The 17,086-nt window shown below is 41.1% G+C and carries 18 protein-coding genes, 1 tRNA gene and 1 riboswitch; of the genes, 10 read left to right on the top strand and 9 right to left on the bottom strand.

What is annotated here, in order from left to right; all coding sequences use genetic code 11:
- Positions 1-193: 193 nt before the first annotated feature.
- The 6 genes from DOZ58_RS16470 to DOZ58_RS16495 all read left to right on the top strand — a co-directional run bounded on the left by DOZ58_RS16470 (position 194) and on the right by DOZ58_RS16495 (position 5,638).
- Positions 194-508, top strand: a complete 315-nt coding sequence (locus tag DOZ58_RS16470) for a hypothetical protein (RefSeq protein WP_204355429.1) — start codon at positions 194-196, stop codon at positions 506-508.
- Complete coding sequence (locus DOZ58_RS16475) at positions 508-1,806, top strand: hypothetical protein (RefSeq protein WP_242988527.1); 1,299 nt, start codon at positions 508-510, stop codon at positions 1,804-1,806. The genes DOZ58_RS16470 and DOZ58_RS16475 overlap by 1 nt, the downstream gene beginning before the upstream one ends.
- Positions 1,807-1,810: 4 nt before the next feature.
- On the top strand, positions 1,811-2,530 hold the full coding sequence (locus DOZ58_RS16480) for a zinc ribbon domain-containing protein (protein ID WP_111889302.1): 720 nt from the start codon (positions 1,811-1,813) through the stop codon (positions 2,528-2,530).
- A gap of 493 nt (positions 2,531-3,023) precedes the next feature.
- Complete coding sequence (locus DOZ58_RS16485) at positions 3,024-3,734, top strand: CoA transferase subunit A (RefSeq protein WP_111889303.1); 711 nt, start codon at positions 3,024-3,026, stop codon at positions 3,732-3,734.
- Positions 3,735-3,745: 11 nt separating this feature from the next.
- The gene (locus DOZ58_RS16490) at positions 3,746-4,399 is read left to right on the top strand and encodes a 3-oxoacid CoA-transferase subunit B (protein WP_111889304.1); all 654 of its coding nucleotides are present in this window, start codon (positions 3,746-3,748) and stop codon (positions 4,397-4,399) included.
- A 21-nt stretch (positions 4,400-4,420) separates the two neighbouring features.
- Positions 4,421-5,638: an OFA family MFS transporter gene (locus DOZ58_RS16495; RefSeq protein WP_111889305.1), complete on the top strand. Its 1,218-nt coding sequence runs from the start codon at positions 4,421-4,423 to the stop codon at positions 5,636-5,638.
- Positions 5,639-5,704: 66 nt separating this feature from the next.
- Here DOZ58_RS16495 and DOZ58_RS16500 read toward each other — a convergent pair whose 3' ends face one another.
- On the bottom strand, positions 5,705-6,328 hold the full coding sequence (locus DOZ58_RS16500) for a M48 family metallopeptidase (protein ID WP_111889808.1): 624 nt from the start codon (positions 6,326-6,328) through the stop codon (positions 5,705-5,707).
- Between the two features lie 150 nt (positions 6,329-6,478).
- Between DOZ58_RS16500 and thyX the strand changes: the two genes are divergently transcribed.
- Together thyX and DOZ58_RS16510 are read left to right on the top strand one after the other, a co-directional pair.
- Entirely contained in the window at positions 6,479-7,249 is a 771-nt protein-coding gene (thyX, locus tag DOZ58_RS16505) for an FAD-dependent thymidylate synthase (RefSeq protein WP_111889306.1), read from the top strand.
- A gap of 51 nt (positions 7,250-7,300) precedes the next feature.
- On the top strand, positions 7,301-8,152 hold the full coding sequence (locus DOZ58_RS16510) for a hypothetical protein (RefSeq protein WP_111889307.1): 852 nt from the start codon (positions 7,301-7,303) through the stop codon (positions 8,150-8,152).
- Positions 8,153-8,179: 27 nt separating this feature from the next.
- Here DOZ58_RS16510 and DOZ58_RS16515 read toward each other — a convergent pair whose 3' ends face one another.
- The 5 genes from DOZ58_RS16515 to DOZ58_RS16535 all read right to left on the bottom strand — a co-directional run bounded on the left by DOZ58_RS16515 (position 8,180) and on the right by DOZ58_RS16535 (position 12,471).
- Positions 8,180-8,659: an S-ribosylhomocysteine lyase gene (locus DOZ58_RS16515; protein ID WP_111889308.1), complete on the bottom strand. Its 480-nt coding sequence runs from the start codon at positions 8,657-8,659 to the stop codon at positions 8,180-8,182.
- A gap of 3 nt (positions 8,660-8,662) precedes the next feature.
- The gene (locus tag DOZ58_RS16520) at positions 8,663-9,199 is read right to left on the bottom strand and encodes a Holliday junction resolvase RecU (protein WP_111889309.1); all 537 of its coding nucleotides are present in this window, start codon (positions 9,197-9,199) and stop codon (positions 8,663-8,665) included.
- 2 nt (positions 9,200-9,201) lie between these two features.
- Positions 9,202-10,179, bottom strand: a complete 978-nt coding sequence (locus DOZ58_RS16525; RefSeq protein WP_111889310.1) for an RluA family pseudouridine synthase — start codon at positions 10,177-10,179, stop codon at positions 9,202-9,204.
- A 234-nt stretch (positions 10,180-10,413) separates the two neighbouring features.
- Complete coding sequence (gene fba, locus DOZ58_RS16530) at positions 10,414-11,343, bottom strand: class II fructose-1,6-bisphosphate aldolase (RefSeq protein ID WP_111889311.1); 930 nt, start codon at positions 11,341-11,343, stop codon at positions 10,414-10,416.
- Between the two features lie 285 nt (positions 11,344-11,628).
- Positions 11,629-12,471, bottom strand: coding sequence for a folate family ECF transporter S component (locus tag DOZ58_RS16535; protein ID WP_242988528.1), 843 nt, complete (start codon positions 12,469-12,471; stop codon positions 11,629-11,631).
- Positions 12,472-12,523: 52 nt separating this feature from the next.
- Positions 12,524-12,616, bottom strand: a riboswitch (THF riboswitch).
- 22 nt (positions 12,617-12,638) lie between these two features.
- On the opposite strand from DOZ58_RS16535, the gene DOZ58_RS19310 reads away from it, so the two are divergent.
- Both DOZ58_RS19310 and DOZ58_RS16545 read left to right on the top strand, forming a co-directional pair.
- A complete protein-coding gene (locus tag DOZ58_RS19310) occupies positions 12,639-12,896 on the top strand; it encodes a rubredoxin-like domain-containing protein (RefSeq protein WP_371414178.1) in 258 nt (85 codons plus the stop codon).
- A 267-nt stretch (positions 12,897-13,163) separates the two neighbouring features.
- Positions 13,164-13,239 (top strand) — tRNA-Thr (locus DOZ58_RS16545).
- 114 nt (positions 13,240-13,353) lie between these two features.
- Here the strand turns inward: DOZ58_RS16545 and DOZ58_RS16550 are convergent.
- From DOZ58_RS16550 to DOZ58_RS19315, 3 genes are all read right to left on the bottom strand, one after another.
- A complete protein-coding gene (locus tag DOZ58_RS16550; RefSeq protein WP_111889312.1) occupies positions 13,354-14,538 on the bottom strand; it encodes an ATP-binding protein in 1,185 nt (394 codons plus the stop codon).
- A gap of 465 nt (positions 14,539-15,003) precedes the next feature.
- A protein-coding gene (locus DOZ58_RS16555) for an IS3 family transposase (protein WP_256372198.1) occupies positions 15,004-16,157 on the bottom strand; the annotation gives its coding sequence in 2 pieces (ribosomal slippage) (positions 15,004-15,875 and positions 15,875-16,157; 1,155 coding nt in all).
- A gap of 470 nt (positions 16,158-16,627) precedes the next feature.
- Complete coding sequence (locus tag DOZ58_RS19315; protein ID WP_204355525.1) at positions 16,628-16,954, bottom strand: alpha/beta fold hydrolase; 327 nt, start codon at positions 16,952-16,954, stop codon at positions 16,628-16,630.
- Positions 16,955-17,086 lie beyond the last annotated feature (132 nt).

Raw genomic sequence — 17,086 nt, forward strand, 5'->3', positions numbered from 1 at the left:
TCAACCATTTTTTTAACAAAGTGAGGCAAAACTTGTAATCGATGTGCAGTAATCTTACTTATTTTAAATTAGTGGAGCGGAATTGAGTGAGTAAACAAGCAAAAGAAAGATCACGTACTTAAAAATTTCAGCATTTACTTAAGAAGACTATGGTAAAATAATCCTGCAAAATATAATAGAAATACGAACAGAAATGAGTAAGACAATGACCGACTCAAATCAAAAACTCGGGGAACTGCTTAATCCGGATCAATTCACAGTTAAGAAACTTAATATGCGGGGAATTCCCAGATGTCAGTTTGAACGATATCTGGCCGCAAAAGCAAGATCCATAGATGCAGATACCTTTACTGGTGAGGGATGGCAGGTGACCCTGTCAAAAGAGCGCCAGGAGAGTATTGGTGTTTTTTCACTGGTTGCGGTGGACGTTACTCTGGCCGTAAAAAATGATCAGTTTGACGATTTTTTAGATACTTTTCGGAAGAACTTTCTCAGGGGCGGAGGTTGATGATGGAGGAGAAGAATCAGAAAAAGAACTTCTATTCTTTGGATAATGCCGGGGTACTTTATACGGCCATTGCATCATCACGGATGACAACAGTGTATCGGATGACGGTGGAATTATCAGAAACGGTCGAACCCGTCACCTTACAAAAGGCTCTGGAGCAGATTATCCATCGCTTTCCCTATTTTCAGGTGACCTTAAAACGGGGTTTTTTCTGGTATTATTATGAACATACCGAGGCGATTCCAAAGGTCGAAGAAGAAACCTATTATCCCTGTAAAACGATGCGGCAGCGACAGGGGAAGACCTTTCCTTTTCGGGTGCTTTATTATAAAAAGTATATCCATGTGGAGTTTAATCACAGTATCTGTGATGGCAGCGGGGGGCTGGCTTTTCTGCAGACGCTGATCATTGAGTATTTTAAACAATTAAAAGGTATTGTTCCTAAAAATCTGGGAAAAGCAATGGACATCCATGCACAAGTAGATCCGGGAGAGTTTGAAGACTCGTTTAAGGTTTATTATGAAGAAAATGTCCCCCCTCCTCCTGGTAGTAAAAAGGTATTCCATTTTCCTTTTGAACTTCTTTCCAAGGGCGAATACCTTTTACTGACCGGCTTTGTGCCAGTGGCCCCGATGCTTAGTTTAGCCAAAAGTTATGGCTGTACCCTGACCCAGTTTATTCTGGCCCTTTATTTTGAGAGTATTCAGGAATATATTATGGGGCTCCCCATTCGTGAGAATAAGAAGCACCGGCAACGGATTGCCATCAATGTGCCAGTGGATTTGAGAAGGATGTTTCCTTCCATTACCTTGAGAAATTTCTTTATCAGTTTGAACCCGGAGATTGATCTGGCTTTGGGTTACTATACCCGGGAGGAAATTATCGAGCAGATCAAGGGGTATATGGGCCTTTATATGAATCGGAAACATATTAATCGTTATATTTCTCGAAATGTGCGTAATGAACAGCTGATCTTTCTAAGGATCATTCCCCTTTGGGTAAAAAAACTGTTAATGCCGGTGGTTTACAAACGCTACGGCGAAAGGGGCTATACCAGCGGTTTGTCCAATCTGGGGATGGTCACCGTTCCGGAAGAACTGAGCCCCTATGTGAAGCGCTTTGAAGTCTTTCCCTCGCCCAGTGCTGAAAGCCGACTAAAGCTGGTAACGGTCAGTTATGGCAATAGTCTGGCTCTGTGTTTTGGAAAAACAACGGGAGAAACCGTGATTGAAACGATCTTTTTTAGAAAAATAAGACAGCTGGGGATTCCGGTAAAAATAGAAACGAATAAGAGGTGAGAAGATGGCTTATTGTCCGAAATGCGGTGTTGAAGTTGAAGATGATGTGAAGTGCTGTCCGTTATGCGACTTTCCGATACCGGATGTCAATGAGGGGAATTACCCCCATGACGCTAAATATCCTCAGGCGATCAATACCTATGATGAAGATCATCTGGGAAAAAAGAATAAGGCGTTTTTTTCGTTAACCATTATTGCCATAAGCATCATGGTCATCATCGGGGTGATTTATCTGGTCTACCCCTGGAATCATGAGTTACTTAAATATATTGCTCTGGCAGATCTTAGTATCTTTGCGATCGTGTTTTTTGCCATGGGTTATTTACAGCCGAATTACAATTTTCTGGGCGCTTATATTACGGTGGTCGTCACCTGTTTATTGGTTTTCCTGATTCTGGGAAGTCAATCGAACTGGTTTCTGAGTTACGCCTTTCCGATTGCGACCCTGGTTTATCTGGATATCAGCCTGTTCCGGTTCGTTTTGAAACACACCCGTCATAAGAGCCAGTTTATATTTATTCCCTCTAATCTGATTCTTTTTGTGATTGTGCTGGCGATTGGCATCGATGGAATTATCAGTATAAACGTGCTGGGTAGCATCCATTTAACCTGGTCACTGATTGTGGCGGTCTCGGGAATTTGCATCATTGTATTGCTGCAAACAATTTATCATCGGATACCTGAAAAAACCAGAAGAATGCTAAAAAATAAAATGCATGTTTGAGTTTTAATTAAATAAACGCAGCGAAAAACCGGATTAAGGTGATCATTAAAAAAGCAAAATAAACAAAAAATAGAGAATAATTGGATTATGCAGCAGAGCTGTTTTATCCAGTTATTTTTTATTTTGTTCAAAACCACAAGAATACAGGTAAAATATAGACCTCTAAATTGATGGAAAATCAATATTTTACAAACAAATGAATTATATCTGTAGAAACATTAAGTATTGTTAGCTAACTGATATTTTGTTGCAAATACGCTGTTAATAAAACAGTTCTTGAGTCGGATTAAAGGTACTTGAATAACGGTTATAAGGGTAACATTAATGTATTAAACATCTACTTAAAGAAAATTGGTGTAAACCTCACGCAGATATCGTGAAAAATTCCTTTTATCGGTCAATAAATTGTAGTTTCAATTGATCAGTTTCGTGTTAAATTGAGTAACCATCCCAATCGGATTTGGTAATACAGGTACAAAAGGAGGTCATTGAAATGGCAGTACAAATTACACGAGAAGAAGCCGTCAAAAAGATTCGCAATAAATCTTCTGTTATGATCGGAGGATTTTTAGGGGCTGCTGTTCCACTAAAAATGATCGACGCAATAGCAACCGCCAGAATCAAAGATCTGACTGTCATCAGCATCGGCGCTGGTTATCGGGGCGGTGGTGTTGATATCGGAAAACTGGTTTTAAATAAGCAAATTATAAAATATGTGACCTCGCATGTGGGAACGGATCCCAATTTGATTAAGCAGATTGTTAATGAGGAAGTACAACTCGAACTCAGTCCCATGGGCACCTTTGTCGAGCGGATACGGGCTGGGGGCGCCGGACTGGGGGCCGTTGTTACACCAGTGGGAATGGGAACTGAAGTTGAAGACATGGCAGAGAAGATCATTGTCGATGGCAAACCCTACTTATTGTTTAAACCGATTCGCGCTGATGTGGCAGTGATTAAGGCCCATCGTTGTGATCCCTTAGGAAATTTGCAGTACAAAGGGATGAGCAACACCAGCCCGGTGATGGCAACGGCGGCAGATATTGTCATTGTTGAAGTAGACGAAATGGTAGACGTCGGGGAGATTGCCTGTGAGAACATTGGAACGCCAGGGATATTTGTGGATTATATTGTAAAGGGTCACAGCTATGAAGAAAGAAGAACGATTTACGAAGAATTGTGGATTGCCACAAATAAATTATAGGAGGTCTGAAAATGTCGAGAGATTATATCGCAAAAAGAATTGCTAAAGAATTTAAGAACGGGATGTATGTCAACTTGGGAATTGGAATACCGACCGAATCGGCCAATTATATTCCGGAAGGAACCCAGGTGTTTCTTCAGACCGAAAATGGCGGACTGATGTTTGGACCTAAACCGAAACGCGGTGAAAGCAATCCGGATATCGCTAATGCCGGGGCAGAACCGATTACGATGCTTCCCGGTGGTGCCGTTTTTGATGTGGCAACCTCATTTGCGATGATCCGGGGTGGTCATATTGATATGACTGTGGTCGGTGCTTTGGAGGTTGATGAACTCGGCAGTATTGCCAGTTGGAAGATTCCCGGTAAACTTTTAACCGGAATGGGCGGCGCCATGGACTTGCTTTACGGCTGTAAACGCGTTGTTGTGGCAATGACGCATACAGATAAGCATGGCAACTCAAAAATTCGAAAGAAATGTACCCTGCCATTAACCGCCGCGGGGGTGGTGGATATGATTATCACCGATAAAGCAGTGTTTCGGGTAGCGGAGGAAGGTTTGTATCTGGAAGAACTGGCACCGGGAGTAACGGCATCTGAGGTTGAGCAGCTTACCGAAGCGACGATTTTGAACATCATGCAATGGGAACACGTTTTAATTACCTAGAAAGATAGAAGAGGGAATAGGATGAATAATAAAAAATGGCTGATCCTGACGGTCAGCATTGTGATAAACTTGTGTATTGGTTTTGCCTACGCCTGGAGCGTTTTTTCAAAACCATTGATGGTGGATTTTGGATGGACAGCCTCACAGGCCTCAATGGCGTTTACGATTAACTTATTTGTATTGCCCATTGCCATGATTTTTGCCGGACCGCTGGTAAAACGATTTGGTGTCCGGATGGTGGTTTTATTAGGCGGTGTGCTGTTTGGATTGGGGCTTTACTTAAGCGGCATGATTACCACGGTTTATCAAATCTACATCACCTATGGGTTAATTGCAGGATCGGGAATTGGGCTGATCTACTCAATTACCGTTTCCAATACGGTTAAGTGGTTCCCAGCAAATAAAGGCCTGGCTGGGGGCTTGACGGCCGGCGGATTTGGAGCAGGATCGCTTATTTTTGCACCCGTGGCGGTACAATTCATTGCCGTCCAAGGAGTACTTGGGGCGTTTCAAACCTTGGGCCTGATCTTTACCGGAGTCATTCTGGTATTGGGAATCTTTATTGCCGCTCCACCCGTTTCTGATATAGCAAGTTTGGCTACAGCGGTGGCTGCAAATCAGAGTGCTGGTAATGTTACCACCCGGGAGATGTTAAAAACCCCTGACTTTTATTTGATCTGGGGATTAATGGTACTGGGTTGTATTTCAGGCTTGATGATCATCAGTCAGGCTTCGCCAATCGGTCAGGTGATGGTTGGTTTATCTCCGGAGCAGGCGGCGTTTGCGGTTGGCTTTATCGGACTGGCCAATGCGACCGGACGGGTTGTCTGGGGAACTGTATCGGATAAAATTGGACGTTATAATACCTTGATTGGGATGTTTGCGCTAAGCGGTGCCGGCTTAGTGGCCTTGTATTTTACCAGCGACTTGCCGCTTTTCATGGTTGGCATCTGTTTGATCGCAGCCAGCTATGGGGGCGTATTCGGTTTATTCCCATCGATCACGGCCGATAATTTCGGGATCAAATACTTAAGCATGAATTATGGGGTTGTGATGACCGGGCTTTCTATTGGGGCCTTTATTGGCCCGCAAATTGCCGCCTACGCGGTTGAGAAAAGCGGTGGCAGTTATAATCTGGCTTTTATTATCACCTTAGGGATCAACATTGCCGCCATTATTCTGGTGATGTTTGCAAAACAAAAAAATGCCAAACATCAAATGACACTTGTAGAGAATTAAGTTCGACTAGAAGCATTAAAAGCGAGATAAAAACAAAGATCTGCCATATTGCGGCAGATCTTTGTTTTAAGTTAAACGATATTTTCGGTTAAGCATGTCTTCACGTTCTTTCCAGTCCGACATCAGGGTGCCCAGCGCACCATAAAAGGAAAGATTATGATTGGGAAAACGAAAGTGCAACATCTCGTGTAAAGCGATGTATTCAATGCACTCCTTGGGGGTTTTAATCAGTTCCAGGTTGAGGATTACCCGTTGGCTTTTAGGTGAGCAAGCACCCCAGCGATTGTCCAGCCGATAGATTTTTAAGTCGGGAAAACGAACCTTGTAGGGAGCGGCCATAACAATGGCCGCGGCCATGGCTTCTACGAAGACTTCCCGGGCCTGTTCTCGGTACCACATATCCAATACAAATTCTTTATGTGTTAGGGATTGGGTATCATGGACATTGAGAACCATATTATAATTGTCAATGATGACACCGGTGGTGGGGGATTCTTCGATCATCAGGCGATAGTAATCGCCAAGAAATTTATGTTTTTCACCCGTTTTATACTGATGATTTTTTAGTAATTCAGGGACGGTATCAAGACTGCCAAACATAGGGGTACCTCCATCTTTTGTAAAACGACGCGTTTTTTTACTATTATATCCAAGAAGGGAAGAAACCTGAATAGAAATAGTTGTCACCATAGGGAAAGAATTGGTGATCAATTTGTAATTTTTTAAGAAGCACACTATCACCTGTACTTTCACGAGAAAAATGTTATAATGAGGTATTAAAGTTTGAGGAAAAATGTGGAGAATAACGAGGAAACATTTTTTAAATGAGAGGAGAATCTTATGGAAACAACATTAAAGGTAACATTGATTCAACACACGCCGGAGCCCGAAAAATTAGTTGCGGCGGCTGCCAAACTCTGTTATTCCAAAGCCGGTGCCGATGAGATTATGGAAGACCTGACAGATGACAATGTCGAACGCTTTTTAACCCGTTTGATGGACATGGGGCACGCGTCACCCATTGAACATGCCAGCTTTACCTTTGCCATTGAAGGGGTGAGCCGGGCCTTAACCCATCAGTTGGTACGCCATCGGATGGCCAGCTTTAGCCAGAAATCCCAGCGTTATGTCAGTGAAGGGCAGTTTAATTATGTGATTCCCCCAGAAATTAAAGCGTTGCCAGATGGCGAAACGATCTTTGTTGAGGGGATGGAAAATGCTCAGAAGACCTATGATGCGCTAGCTCAAAAGCTGATCGAAAAGTATACCAGGGATTTGATGGCGTCAGGCCTTTCTGAGAAACAAGCTGCGATGGCCGCCGAAAAGCAAGGTATTGAAGATGCCCGGTTTGTTTTGCCTAATGCCTGTGAGACAAAAATCGTCACAACCATGAATACCCGGGAATTGCTGCATTTTTATAATCAACGCTGCTGTAACCGAGCCCAATGGGAAATTCGTGAATTGGCGACCCAAATGCTTAAAGAATGTAAGAAAGTGGCATCGCTGCTCTTTAAAAATGGTGGACCCCGATGCGTGGAAGGTCCATGTCCAGAAGGGAGCATGACCTGCGGAAAAATGACTGAGGTCAGAGAAAAATTCAAGCAATTATAAAAAAGCAATAAACAGGATCTTAAATAAAAATTGAAAAGGTTGTGAAAAGTTATGTTGGAAATTAAAAATCCCGAAAAACAGAATATGATGCTCTCTTTAATTGTCGCTGTTTTAGGGGCCGTTATTATTTTTATTCCGTTTGTGATAAAGGCGGTTAGCATTTATCAGTTTTACTTTACCTATGCCGGGGTGGTTGTTATCGTCTTTTCGCTTGGCTATGCTATTTATTACTATCGTCGGTATCGTGAGTTTGAAGCCTTCATGGAGAAAAAAGATGAGGCCCTGATCTGGGAATATGATGAAGCTCAGTATGTGGGATTTATTGGTGAATTAAACGAAATCCAGAAGAATTCAGAAAAGAAAAAAATCTGGATCTTGTTAGGAATTGAGTTGGTTATTTCGGTATTACTCTTTATTATGTTATCAGAAGGGATGAAATGGCTGGGTTTTGTCTTTTTTGCTTTCTTTGCCACCCTGTCGGTCCTGTTTACCCTAATATTACCCCAGAGTTTTAAATACAAGGCGCTGGTTAAACCCTATGTCACCATTATTCAAGAAGACGGTGCTTACATTATGGGGCGCTTCCATCGCTGGTCAAAAGCCCAGGCTAAACTGAAGAACTACGATAATGGGGAGAAAATGTATAAGGTTCTGGCCATTAATTATGAGGCATTAACGCGAAATGGCCGACTGTTTCAGGAATGGACAGCGGTTATTCCAAATCCTGATGACAGCAGCATGATTGCCGAAGCGAAAACATGGGTTAGTCGGATCAATAAATTTACCCGACTTCAAGAGAAAAAAATGGGTGAACGAAAATCACGTTCAGAACAATTATTTGAAAAGCTAGTTGGCAAAAACAAGAAATTGGATAAAGCGACCGAGTCAAAAACTCAGAAATAAAAAAAGCCCGAAATGGGCTTTTTTTATTTATTCAGGATAAATCATGTTTTCAGGTTGGATCGTTTCAAGTATTTCGGTCAGAAACTTTGTTGCTTCATAGCGGGCCATGGGGAGGTTCATATCCAGGTAGTTACCGCAGTCCCGGGGAGAGGCACCGGGAATTTCGTCTTGATAACCGGCCATAAAGGTAAAGAGTTTGATAATCAGGGGCAAAATATCCTCAGGAGTCAATTCGCCTTTCATCAGCAGATAAAAACCAGTTCGACAGCCCATCGGTCCAAAATAGACGATCTGATCACTGAGAACCGGATCATTTCGTAGAAAGGTTGCCCCCAGGTGTTCGAGGGCATGGAGTTCGCCATTGTTGATTACCGGTTCGCGATTGGGTTCCTTCATCCGAATATCAAAGGTGGTGATGCAATGGTCGCCGCAATAATCTTTTCGGGAGATGTAGACGCCCCTCAGTAAATCCAGGTGGTTAATGGTGAAGCTGGCAATTTTTTTCATTTTTTATTCTTCCTTTCCGGTAAGATAATGGTTGATCGCCTCCAGATAATGGAGGAGAATATTATGAAAAGGGTAAATACGCAGATTCTGATCGAAGTCGCCATAGGGAATCGACTTTCGGCCATCATGCTGGGCATTATCCCAATAGTTTTTTAACATGCCAAATGGTAACAAGAAGGTTTCATCGCAGAATTTAAAATGGACAATCAGGAAGGATAAGCCCTCCTGCTTTTCGAAAGCCTCCATAAATTCCATCTGATGTTGGTGGATATTAGCAATTGGCAAACGTTTCTGGCTGGTTTCCTTGGCGTCAAAGCAGACAGGAATGCCCTGAATGTTTCCCAAATAATCGACCGTGCTTTTTTCTTCAAAATAAGCCAGTTTGATGGTTCCTTTGGCCGGATCCAACTCCACTGGTTTGATGGAAGTGGGGATTTTTTGAACCACAGCCAGACCTTGTTCTAAATAAATTTTGTTGGTGATGTTTAAATTCTCCTCAAGCTGACTTCCCCGCAGCCCGCGGCTATTCCAGTACCCCATGCTTATTTCTCCAATAAAAACGGATCTTTGAAGCCAAAGCGTTTTAAAGCTTTTTCAAAAACCGGGGGAACTGGCGCGGTAAATGTTTTTTTGATATCCGTTAGGGTATATTGGGCGCTATGAAGCAGTTGGCTGCTCAGGCCGGATTCTTCATACATGCGGCTGTTAATCAAGCGATTTCCATATTTAGGGTCTCCCAGAATGGGGAAACCCATTGCTGAAAGTTGTACCCGAATCTGGTGAGAACGGCCGGTTTTTAAAATGATTTTAAGTAATGCATAGTCGCCGTGGCTTTCCAGGGTTTCGTAGTTCAGTACCGCTTTTTTATCGGTTGGGGTGGTCTGTTGCTCCGAGAAGGTGACGGTGTTCCGATCACCATCCTTTTTTAAATAACCGACAATCTCATCGGCAGCTTTGGGTTTGCCAAAGACAATCGCATAGTAGACCTTTTCCGTTCGGTCCTCCCGGATGGCACTATTAACTTCCTGGAGGGTCTTATAACTCTTGGGAACCAGGATGACCCCAGTCGTGTTTTTATCCAATCGGTTGGCACAGGCCGGAGTAAAGGTCAGGTTTGTTTTAGGATCATAATCGCCTTTTTTAATCAGATAGTCAACGGCGTAATCAATTAGCGAGAGTTCTTCGGTTTTATCTGGCTGGGTGAGTACCTCGGCTGGTTTATTAAGAACCAGCAGATCACTGTTTTCATAAATGATATCAAGAATGGTACTGTTTCTATCCAGCGTTTTTTTAGTCGAATCGACGCGGAAGTTGGAAATGGTTTCTTCAGAGAAATAAATCTGGACCTCGTCACCAGCTATGATAGCAGTGGAGGGCTCGGATTTTTGACCATTGAGTTTGATTCTTTTTTTTCGCAGCATCTTTTGGAGAAATCCTGTCGATGCCTGGGGCATGAGTTTTTTTAAAAAGCGGTCCAGTCGTTGGTTGCTTTCATTTTCGGTGATAACAATTGTTTTCATTTAAAATCCTTAAGTCAAATTTTTACTTATTATACCATGGCAGTCCGGTAAATAAATTAAGTTTCGGTATCACTTGAAGAATAATTTGATCCATTTAGCAGCGCTTTAAGTTTGCTCTGAGAAGATTATGCAAAGGATGCATGGTATTAACCGAAAAAGAGCATGCCTGCAAGTAACCAAAGTTATTTTGCGACATGCCCTTAAAACGGAGAAACACGTTAAGGATAATAAAAATTATCGTTTATGGCTGCAGTCCAGAACATTTTTTATTTTATGGGTAACCATCGCTTTAATAGCAGCACGACCCGGTCCTAAATACTGACGAGGATCGAACCAACCGGGATTTTCAACGAAAACTTGTCGGATCGAAGCGGTCATAGCCAGTCTTAGATCGGTATCGATGTTGATTTTACAAACGCCGGATTTGGCAGCTTTTCGTAACATTTCTTCAGGAACTCCTTGGGCACCGGGAATTTGTCCTCCAAATTGATTGCATAGGTCCACAAATTCTTTGGGAACGGAGGAGGCTCCATGAAGTACCAGTGGATAGCCGGGGAGGAGAGTGGAAATTTTATCAAGTCGTTTAAAATCCAAGCGCGGTTCACCAGCAAATTTGAAGGCGCCATGACTGGTTCCAATCGTGATTGCAAGAGAATCACAACCGCTTCGTTCAACAAATTCTACCGCTTCGTCTGGATCGGTATAGGTTGCATTTGCAGTGTCGACGTTGACATCATCTTCAATGCCAGCCAGTTTTCCCAACTCGGCCTCAACGACAACACCGTGATCATGGGCATATTCAACGACTTTTTTTGTTAAGGCAATATTTTCATCAAAGGGATGTTTTGAGCCATCAATCATAACGGATGTAAAACCGCTATCAACACAGTTTTTGCAGATTTCGAAATCATCGCCGTGATCTAAATGGAGACAAATATCCAAACCGCTAACTTCGATGGCTGCTTCAACTAATTTTCTTAAATAGACGGGGTGGGCATATTTTCTGGCACCAGCCGATACCTGTAAAATAAGGGGCGCTTGTTCATCAGCAGCTGCTTCTACGATGCCTTGTATAATTTCCATATTATTGACATTAAAAGCCCCAACCGCATAACCACCTTCATAAGCTTTTTTGAACATTTCAGTTGATGTTACTAATCCCATTTTTGAAAACCTCCTAAGGGTTATTATTTTTGCTTCTTTTTTCGTTAGATTCCTACTTATTTACTCTGCTAGTATACTCTTTTTCGAAAGAATACTCAAGCAATCAAGGTAAAATTGACAGTTTTTGATATTTTTTTCCAGACAGAAATTAAGCAAAAATAAATTGGACGTTTTTGAAGTGTGAAATAATTAAAATGGCAAGTGGGGATAATTCTGAATTAAAGGTAAATAAAAAGAGACGAACTTAAAAGTCGCCTCTTTTTGAAAAACAAGAACTAACGTTGTTTAATAAAGCTGGGAAGAATTTTTAATAAACCGACGAGCATAATCGTGTACAGTGGGATCAGAAAAATATTTGTAATGATCCGGGCAGGGAGTAATACAGCAATGGCCTGTCCATAAAGGTAATGATCCGGGCAGGGAGTAATACAGCAATGGCCTGTCCATAAAGGTAATGATCCGGGCAGGGAGTAATACAGCAATGGCCTGTCCATAAAGAATACTTAAAAACCACGTATTTAACAAAATTGATGTGACCAATTGTGAAACGCTGACGATAAAAAGAATGTGATCGCTGCGATATTCACGATCAAGATTGGATTTTTTTACAACAACAATGGGGAAGACCGCAAATGCGATCATCAAAACAACAAAAAGAACAAAGAATACCATGTTTAGTGGCGCTCCTTCATAGTAAATGATGCCATTGTTAAAACTGAATATGCCGGAAATCGCCAGGATAATCGATGTCAGAACAATAAATAGCATATTGAACCATTCCAGATGTTTGATTTTTTTGTTTCTTAACATCATAAAAAGTAGGCCCGGAATTAAACCGGTGAGTCCATTGGCCAATGTAAACCCGATAAAGAAAGGACCGCCTGGTTTAATCATAAAGCACAAAATATCTGAAATAAAACCTACGGCAAAACCCGCCAACGGTCCAAACAAGATACCGCTTAGCATGATTGGCAAAGCAGTGATGTTAACCCGCAAAGAGGGAAAACCACCAAGAGGGATAATCACCTCAAACAGAATTTTCAGCACGATGCTGATGGCAATGAGCAGTCCACAATTGACCACAACTCGGGTCCGGGTGGAACTACTAATAAAAGCATTACTTTTCATAAAACCTCCTTGATTTTAAAGTAATGCTTCCGCAACCTACAATCTGCATTGTAACAGCGGAAGCGACAAGATACCGCAATGGTCACATTTCGTTTAAAGGCAACTTCCCATCCTTTAACACTTTACGCATCTTGTCTACTCTGGTATTAAATTGACATCATTTTAACATGAGTTTAAAGGTTTACACAAGGATAAATTATTATCGTTATTTTTTAATCAAAGTAGTTATTTTCAAAATTTGGAGTAGATATAGTATCAGTCATAATAAAACTTATAAGAAAAAATGTAAATGGAGGGTAATAAATAAAAAATTATGGAAGTGCAGAGTTTGTGGTTATAAAATAGAAGGCGTTGAAGCCCCAGAGCTTTGTTCAAATTGCAGATTCCCTTGGGATCAATTTGCCGCACAGAGTGAAAAGATGTAAAAAAGGTTTACGATTCTTATATTACCAATGATATCCATATGGAAGTGCTTGGATTGGCAGAGAAAATCATTCACCTGTCAAGAAAGGGTGCAGAAATTAATCTTGACCTGGCCTGTTTACATAGTTTTTAAAAAGCAGAATCTGATTGCTATGTTATTAATGAAATGTGTAAAGCTGAAATAGTCGGACATATTTAAAAAGGAAAATGGTAAATATATATTGATGTGGAGCTAGGGTTTGTGTTATGATAGTTCAGTAAGTTTTACTGCTGGCGTGGCACAGATGGTAGCGCAACTGATTCGTAATCAGTAGGTCGGGGGTTCGATTCCCCCCGCTAGCTCCAGTAAGAATCACATAAGAGAGTCGTTTTGGTTCTCTTTTTTATTTGCGTAAAGAGTGAAATGCTTAAGAAAACCCATGAGTTGGGGATTGTTTGGGAAACTTGAAACACTCCCATCTATTCTCCAAGTAAAAAATCTACGATATTGATCTGTTTGATACCATCTTCGTCCATCGGGAGCTCATCCATTGATATTATAAATTTGGGATAGTGGTCGGCCACTTTTTTTAGTGGAGCTATTTCACGCTCAAAGGTTGCAGGGTCGAGAATAGTTGCTGAAACCTGATAGTATACCTTATCGCTGCCGAGCATCGCAATAAAATCAATTTCTTTATCATCAACCTTACCGATATCGACCGTATAGCCACGTCTCAGAAGCTCCAGATACACAATGTTTTCAAGAATATGGCCAATGTCAGCATTTTTATCCCCGAGCAGCATGCGGCGCAGTCCAAGATCCACTAGATAATATTTTTCAAGCGATTTTAGATGCTGTTTACCCTTGACATCATACCGGTTAGCCTTATATAGAATAAAGGCACTCGTTAGGGCTTCAATATAGTTTTCAACGGTTACTGAAGTCGTTTTTCGTCCGAAAGAAGTCAGGCTGTCGGCAATTTTCTTCGAAGACACAATATTGCCAATATTGTCAAAAAGGAATTTAATCACACTTTCAAGTAGGGGAATATCGCTGATTCGTTTTCTGGCAACGACATCCTTGAGTAAAACGGTGTTATAGATTCCCATCAGATAATCCCTGCGAATGTTCTCATCTTCAATAACCGCCACATAGGGGAAACCGCCGTTTTTGAAATAGCTGTTCCAGGCGTCCCGCTGATCGCCGCCAACCAGTTCATAATATTCCGCAAAGGAAAGGGGCAGCATACTGATTTCGATATATCTGCCAGAAAGCAGCGTGGCCAATTCGCCGGAAAGCATCTGAGCATTTGAACCTGTGATATAAACATCCACATCGTCTTTGATAAACAAGCTATCAACGGCTTTCTGAAACTGAGGTACATTCTGTATTTCATCTAAAAATACATAGGTCATTTTGTTAGGAATAAGCTGCTTTGTGACATAGTCATGGAGCTTCCGATAGTCAAGTAAATGCTCATTGGCTACGTCCTCAAAGTTAATCGAGATAATTTGATTGTCCTCAATGCCACATTCTTTCAAATAAGCTCTGAACATTAAAAGCAAGGTAGATTTTCCGCAGCGGCGAATACCCGTAATAACCTTGATGATTTTCTTGTCTTTCATTCTTTTCAACTTTTCCATATATTGTTTTCTTTGTACCATGATGAACACCTCCTATTAATGATACCATAACATGAAAAAATAATGAAGTAAACAAGTTTTCATTTTATAATATAAAAAAAATAAATAATTCGGATGTTTTATTTTGGAAAATGATAAATTCGTTTTATTGAATTAAATAAAACTCGAACGCCATAAACTTAGGGCTTCAACTTCATAACTATTTGCGTTTGGCAGCAATTGATTTTTCAAGCTGTATTACTAATAAGACCGCTCGTAGAATAAAAAAGTCTTGTTTAGCAGAGATGTCAAAGTGCTATCGATAGAAGAAATTAGAAAAATGTTTATAGAACCAATGATTTATGCAATACTGGTAGAAGAGCCATTTAGAAAGCATTGGAGTAGAAAATGGAAGTGGGGGGAAAATGGTATTGCGACACTATAATGTACACGCTTGTCAAGACACGAAATTAGAAATTTTTAGATAAATCTCCTTTCGCGTTTTGATTAGGCAGCCAATGCCATATTTTCATAGAATACAGCTGCCGGTGTTTTGTAATTGAATCGCTGGTGACCTCGCTCATTGTTATATTTAGCGATGTATTCCTTTGTCATGGCTCTCACTTCAGTGACGGTTTCCGGGTACAGCAAATACAGGCGTTCCCATTTATATGATCGAAAAAACCGTTCAATGGCAATATTGTCGGTAGCACGGCCTTTACCGTCCATGCTGATTTTTGTCGTTTTAAAGCTTTTAATCAGGTCAATATAGGCATTTGACGTAAACTGACTGCCCTGGTCACTGTTAATGATCTCAGGTGCACCATAGGTTTGAATGGCGGTTTTTATAACACGGGTGACCATGTCGGTTTGCAAGGTGTTGCTGATGGTGTATCCCACAATATAACGGGAATACCAGTCAATAATAGCGGTTAAATACACAAATCCATTTGGGGTTCCTATATAAGTAATGTCAATGGACCACACCTGATTCGGTTGGTTAATTTCAAGATTTCTCAGCAGGTAGGGATAAGTTTTGGCTGCTTTGGCTCGCTTACTCAGATTGGGGCCGGGATAGAAACAAACAATATCCATTTCCATCATATAACGCCTGACAAGACGCCTGCCTACTTGATGAAAGCCCAGTTTATGCAATTCATTCCTGATTCGTCTGACGCCATAGGCTGGCTCCTCAAAATGAATACGATCAATGGCGTTTTTGATATTGATTTCATCTTTGGATGGCGCAACATCTATGGGTTCATGATAAGCTGTTGATCGCGATAGCGTCAGAAGTTGGCACTGTTTTTTTATGGTTAAGAAAGGGTGCTTCCAATCAATTAACGTTCTTTTTTCTTCATTTGAGAGATTTGGATTTGTTTTTTTTTAAGCCAATCGACATCCAATGTTAATTCGCCTATTTTCTTTACGAGCAGCTCCTTTTCATCTTCATGCTCTTGTTTGAGTTTGTCAACATCTTCATTTTTCTTATTGAAGACGGCGGACATATTGGCGATAAATTCGGTTTTCCAGCGGCTTAATAATTGCTGAGATACATCATACTTCTTAGAGATCTCGGCTAACGTATTTTCTTCTCTGAGGATTTCCAGCACGAGGGCTGCTTTTTCCTCTGGGGTCCAGGTTCGTCGTTTTCTACTCATGTGTATAGTTTATCTTATTTTCTGGATTTTGTGTCCAACTATTTGTGGACATTATACACTTTCTAACGCTGCTTTGTCTAAATGAATTACAGGCATTTTCTGGCGTCCATTTGGCGTCCGTTTCTATGAAAAAACATATTAAGTTATGAAATATATTGAAAAATATGAAAAGAGCAATCACTTAGATGGCATAATAAAGACATTTAAGTGATTGCATGAAAGTTGTTATACGTTGACCATATAATTCGTAATCAGTAGGCCGGCGGTTCGATTCCGCCCGCTAGCTCCAGTAAAAAATAATTATTTATTGAAGAACGGCTTTAGATAAACGTTCTTCTTTATTTCTCTGCTTACTTTTCTTCATGGAACTCTATCTCTTTAGCCTCCTTTACCTTCAATGTCATTTTTTTATCATTTATTTTTTGTTCGGTTGCTCATTATTCAATCGCCCTCGTTTTATTTCCCTATTTCTATTTCAGATATTCAACGAACCAATTGGCAGCCATTTCAGCAACCCTTTCCAACGTGCCTGGTTCTTCGAAAAGATGGGTAGCTCCGGGAATAATTTCAAGTTGCTTAAGCCCGATTATTTTGCGATAGGCCTTTTGGTTTAATTCGATGACTATATTATCATTTCCCCCAACAATAAAGAGTGTTGGGGATTTTACACTTTGAAGATGAGGCCATGCCAGATCGGGCCGGCCGCCCCTGGAAACAATAGCATTTACCTGATCTCCTAGTATTGCCGCCGCTTGCAATGCTGCCGCAGCGCCTGTACTGGCACCAAAATATCCGATTGTAAGGTTTTTTTGTTTCTTCCTGCTGCTGTAACCATTTTGTCGTCACAAGTATCCGGTTTGCCAGTAAATCGATATTAAAACGCATTTTATATTTCATGTCTTCTTCAACCGTCAGCAAATCTAGCAGCA

The organism is Acetobacterium sp. KB-1 (assembly GCF_003260995.1).
Classification (GTDB): Bacteria; Bacillota; Clostridia; order Eubacteriales; family Eubacteriaceae; genus Acetobacterium; species Acetobacterium carbinolicum.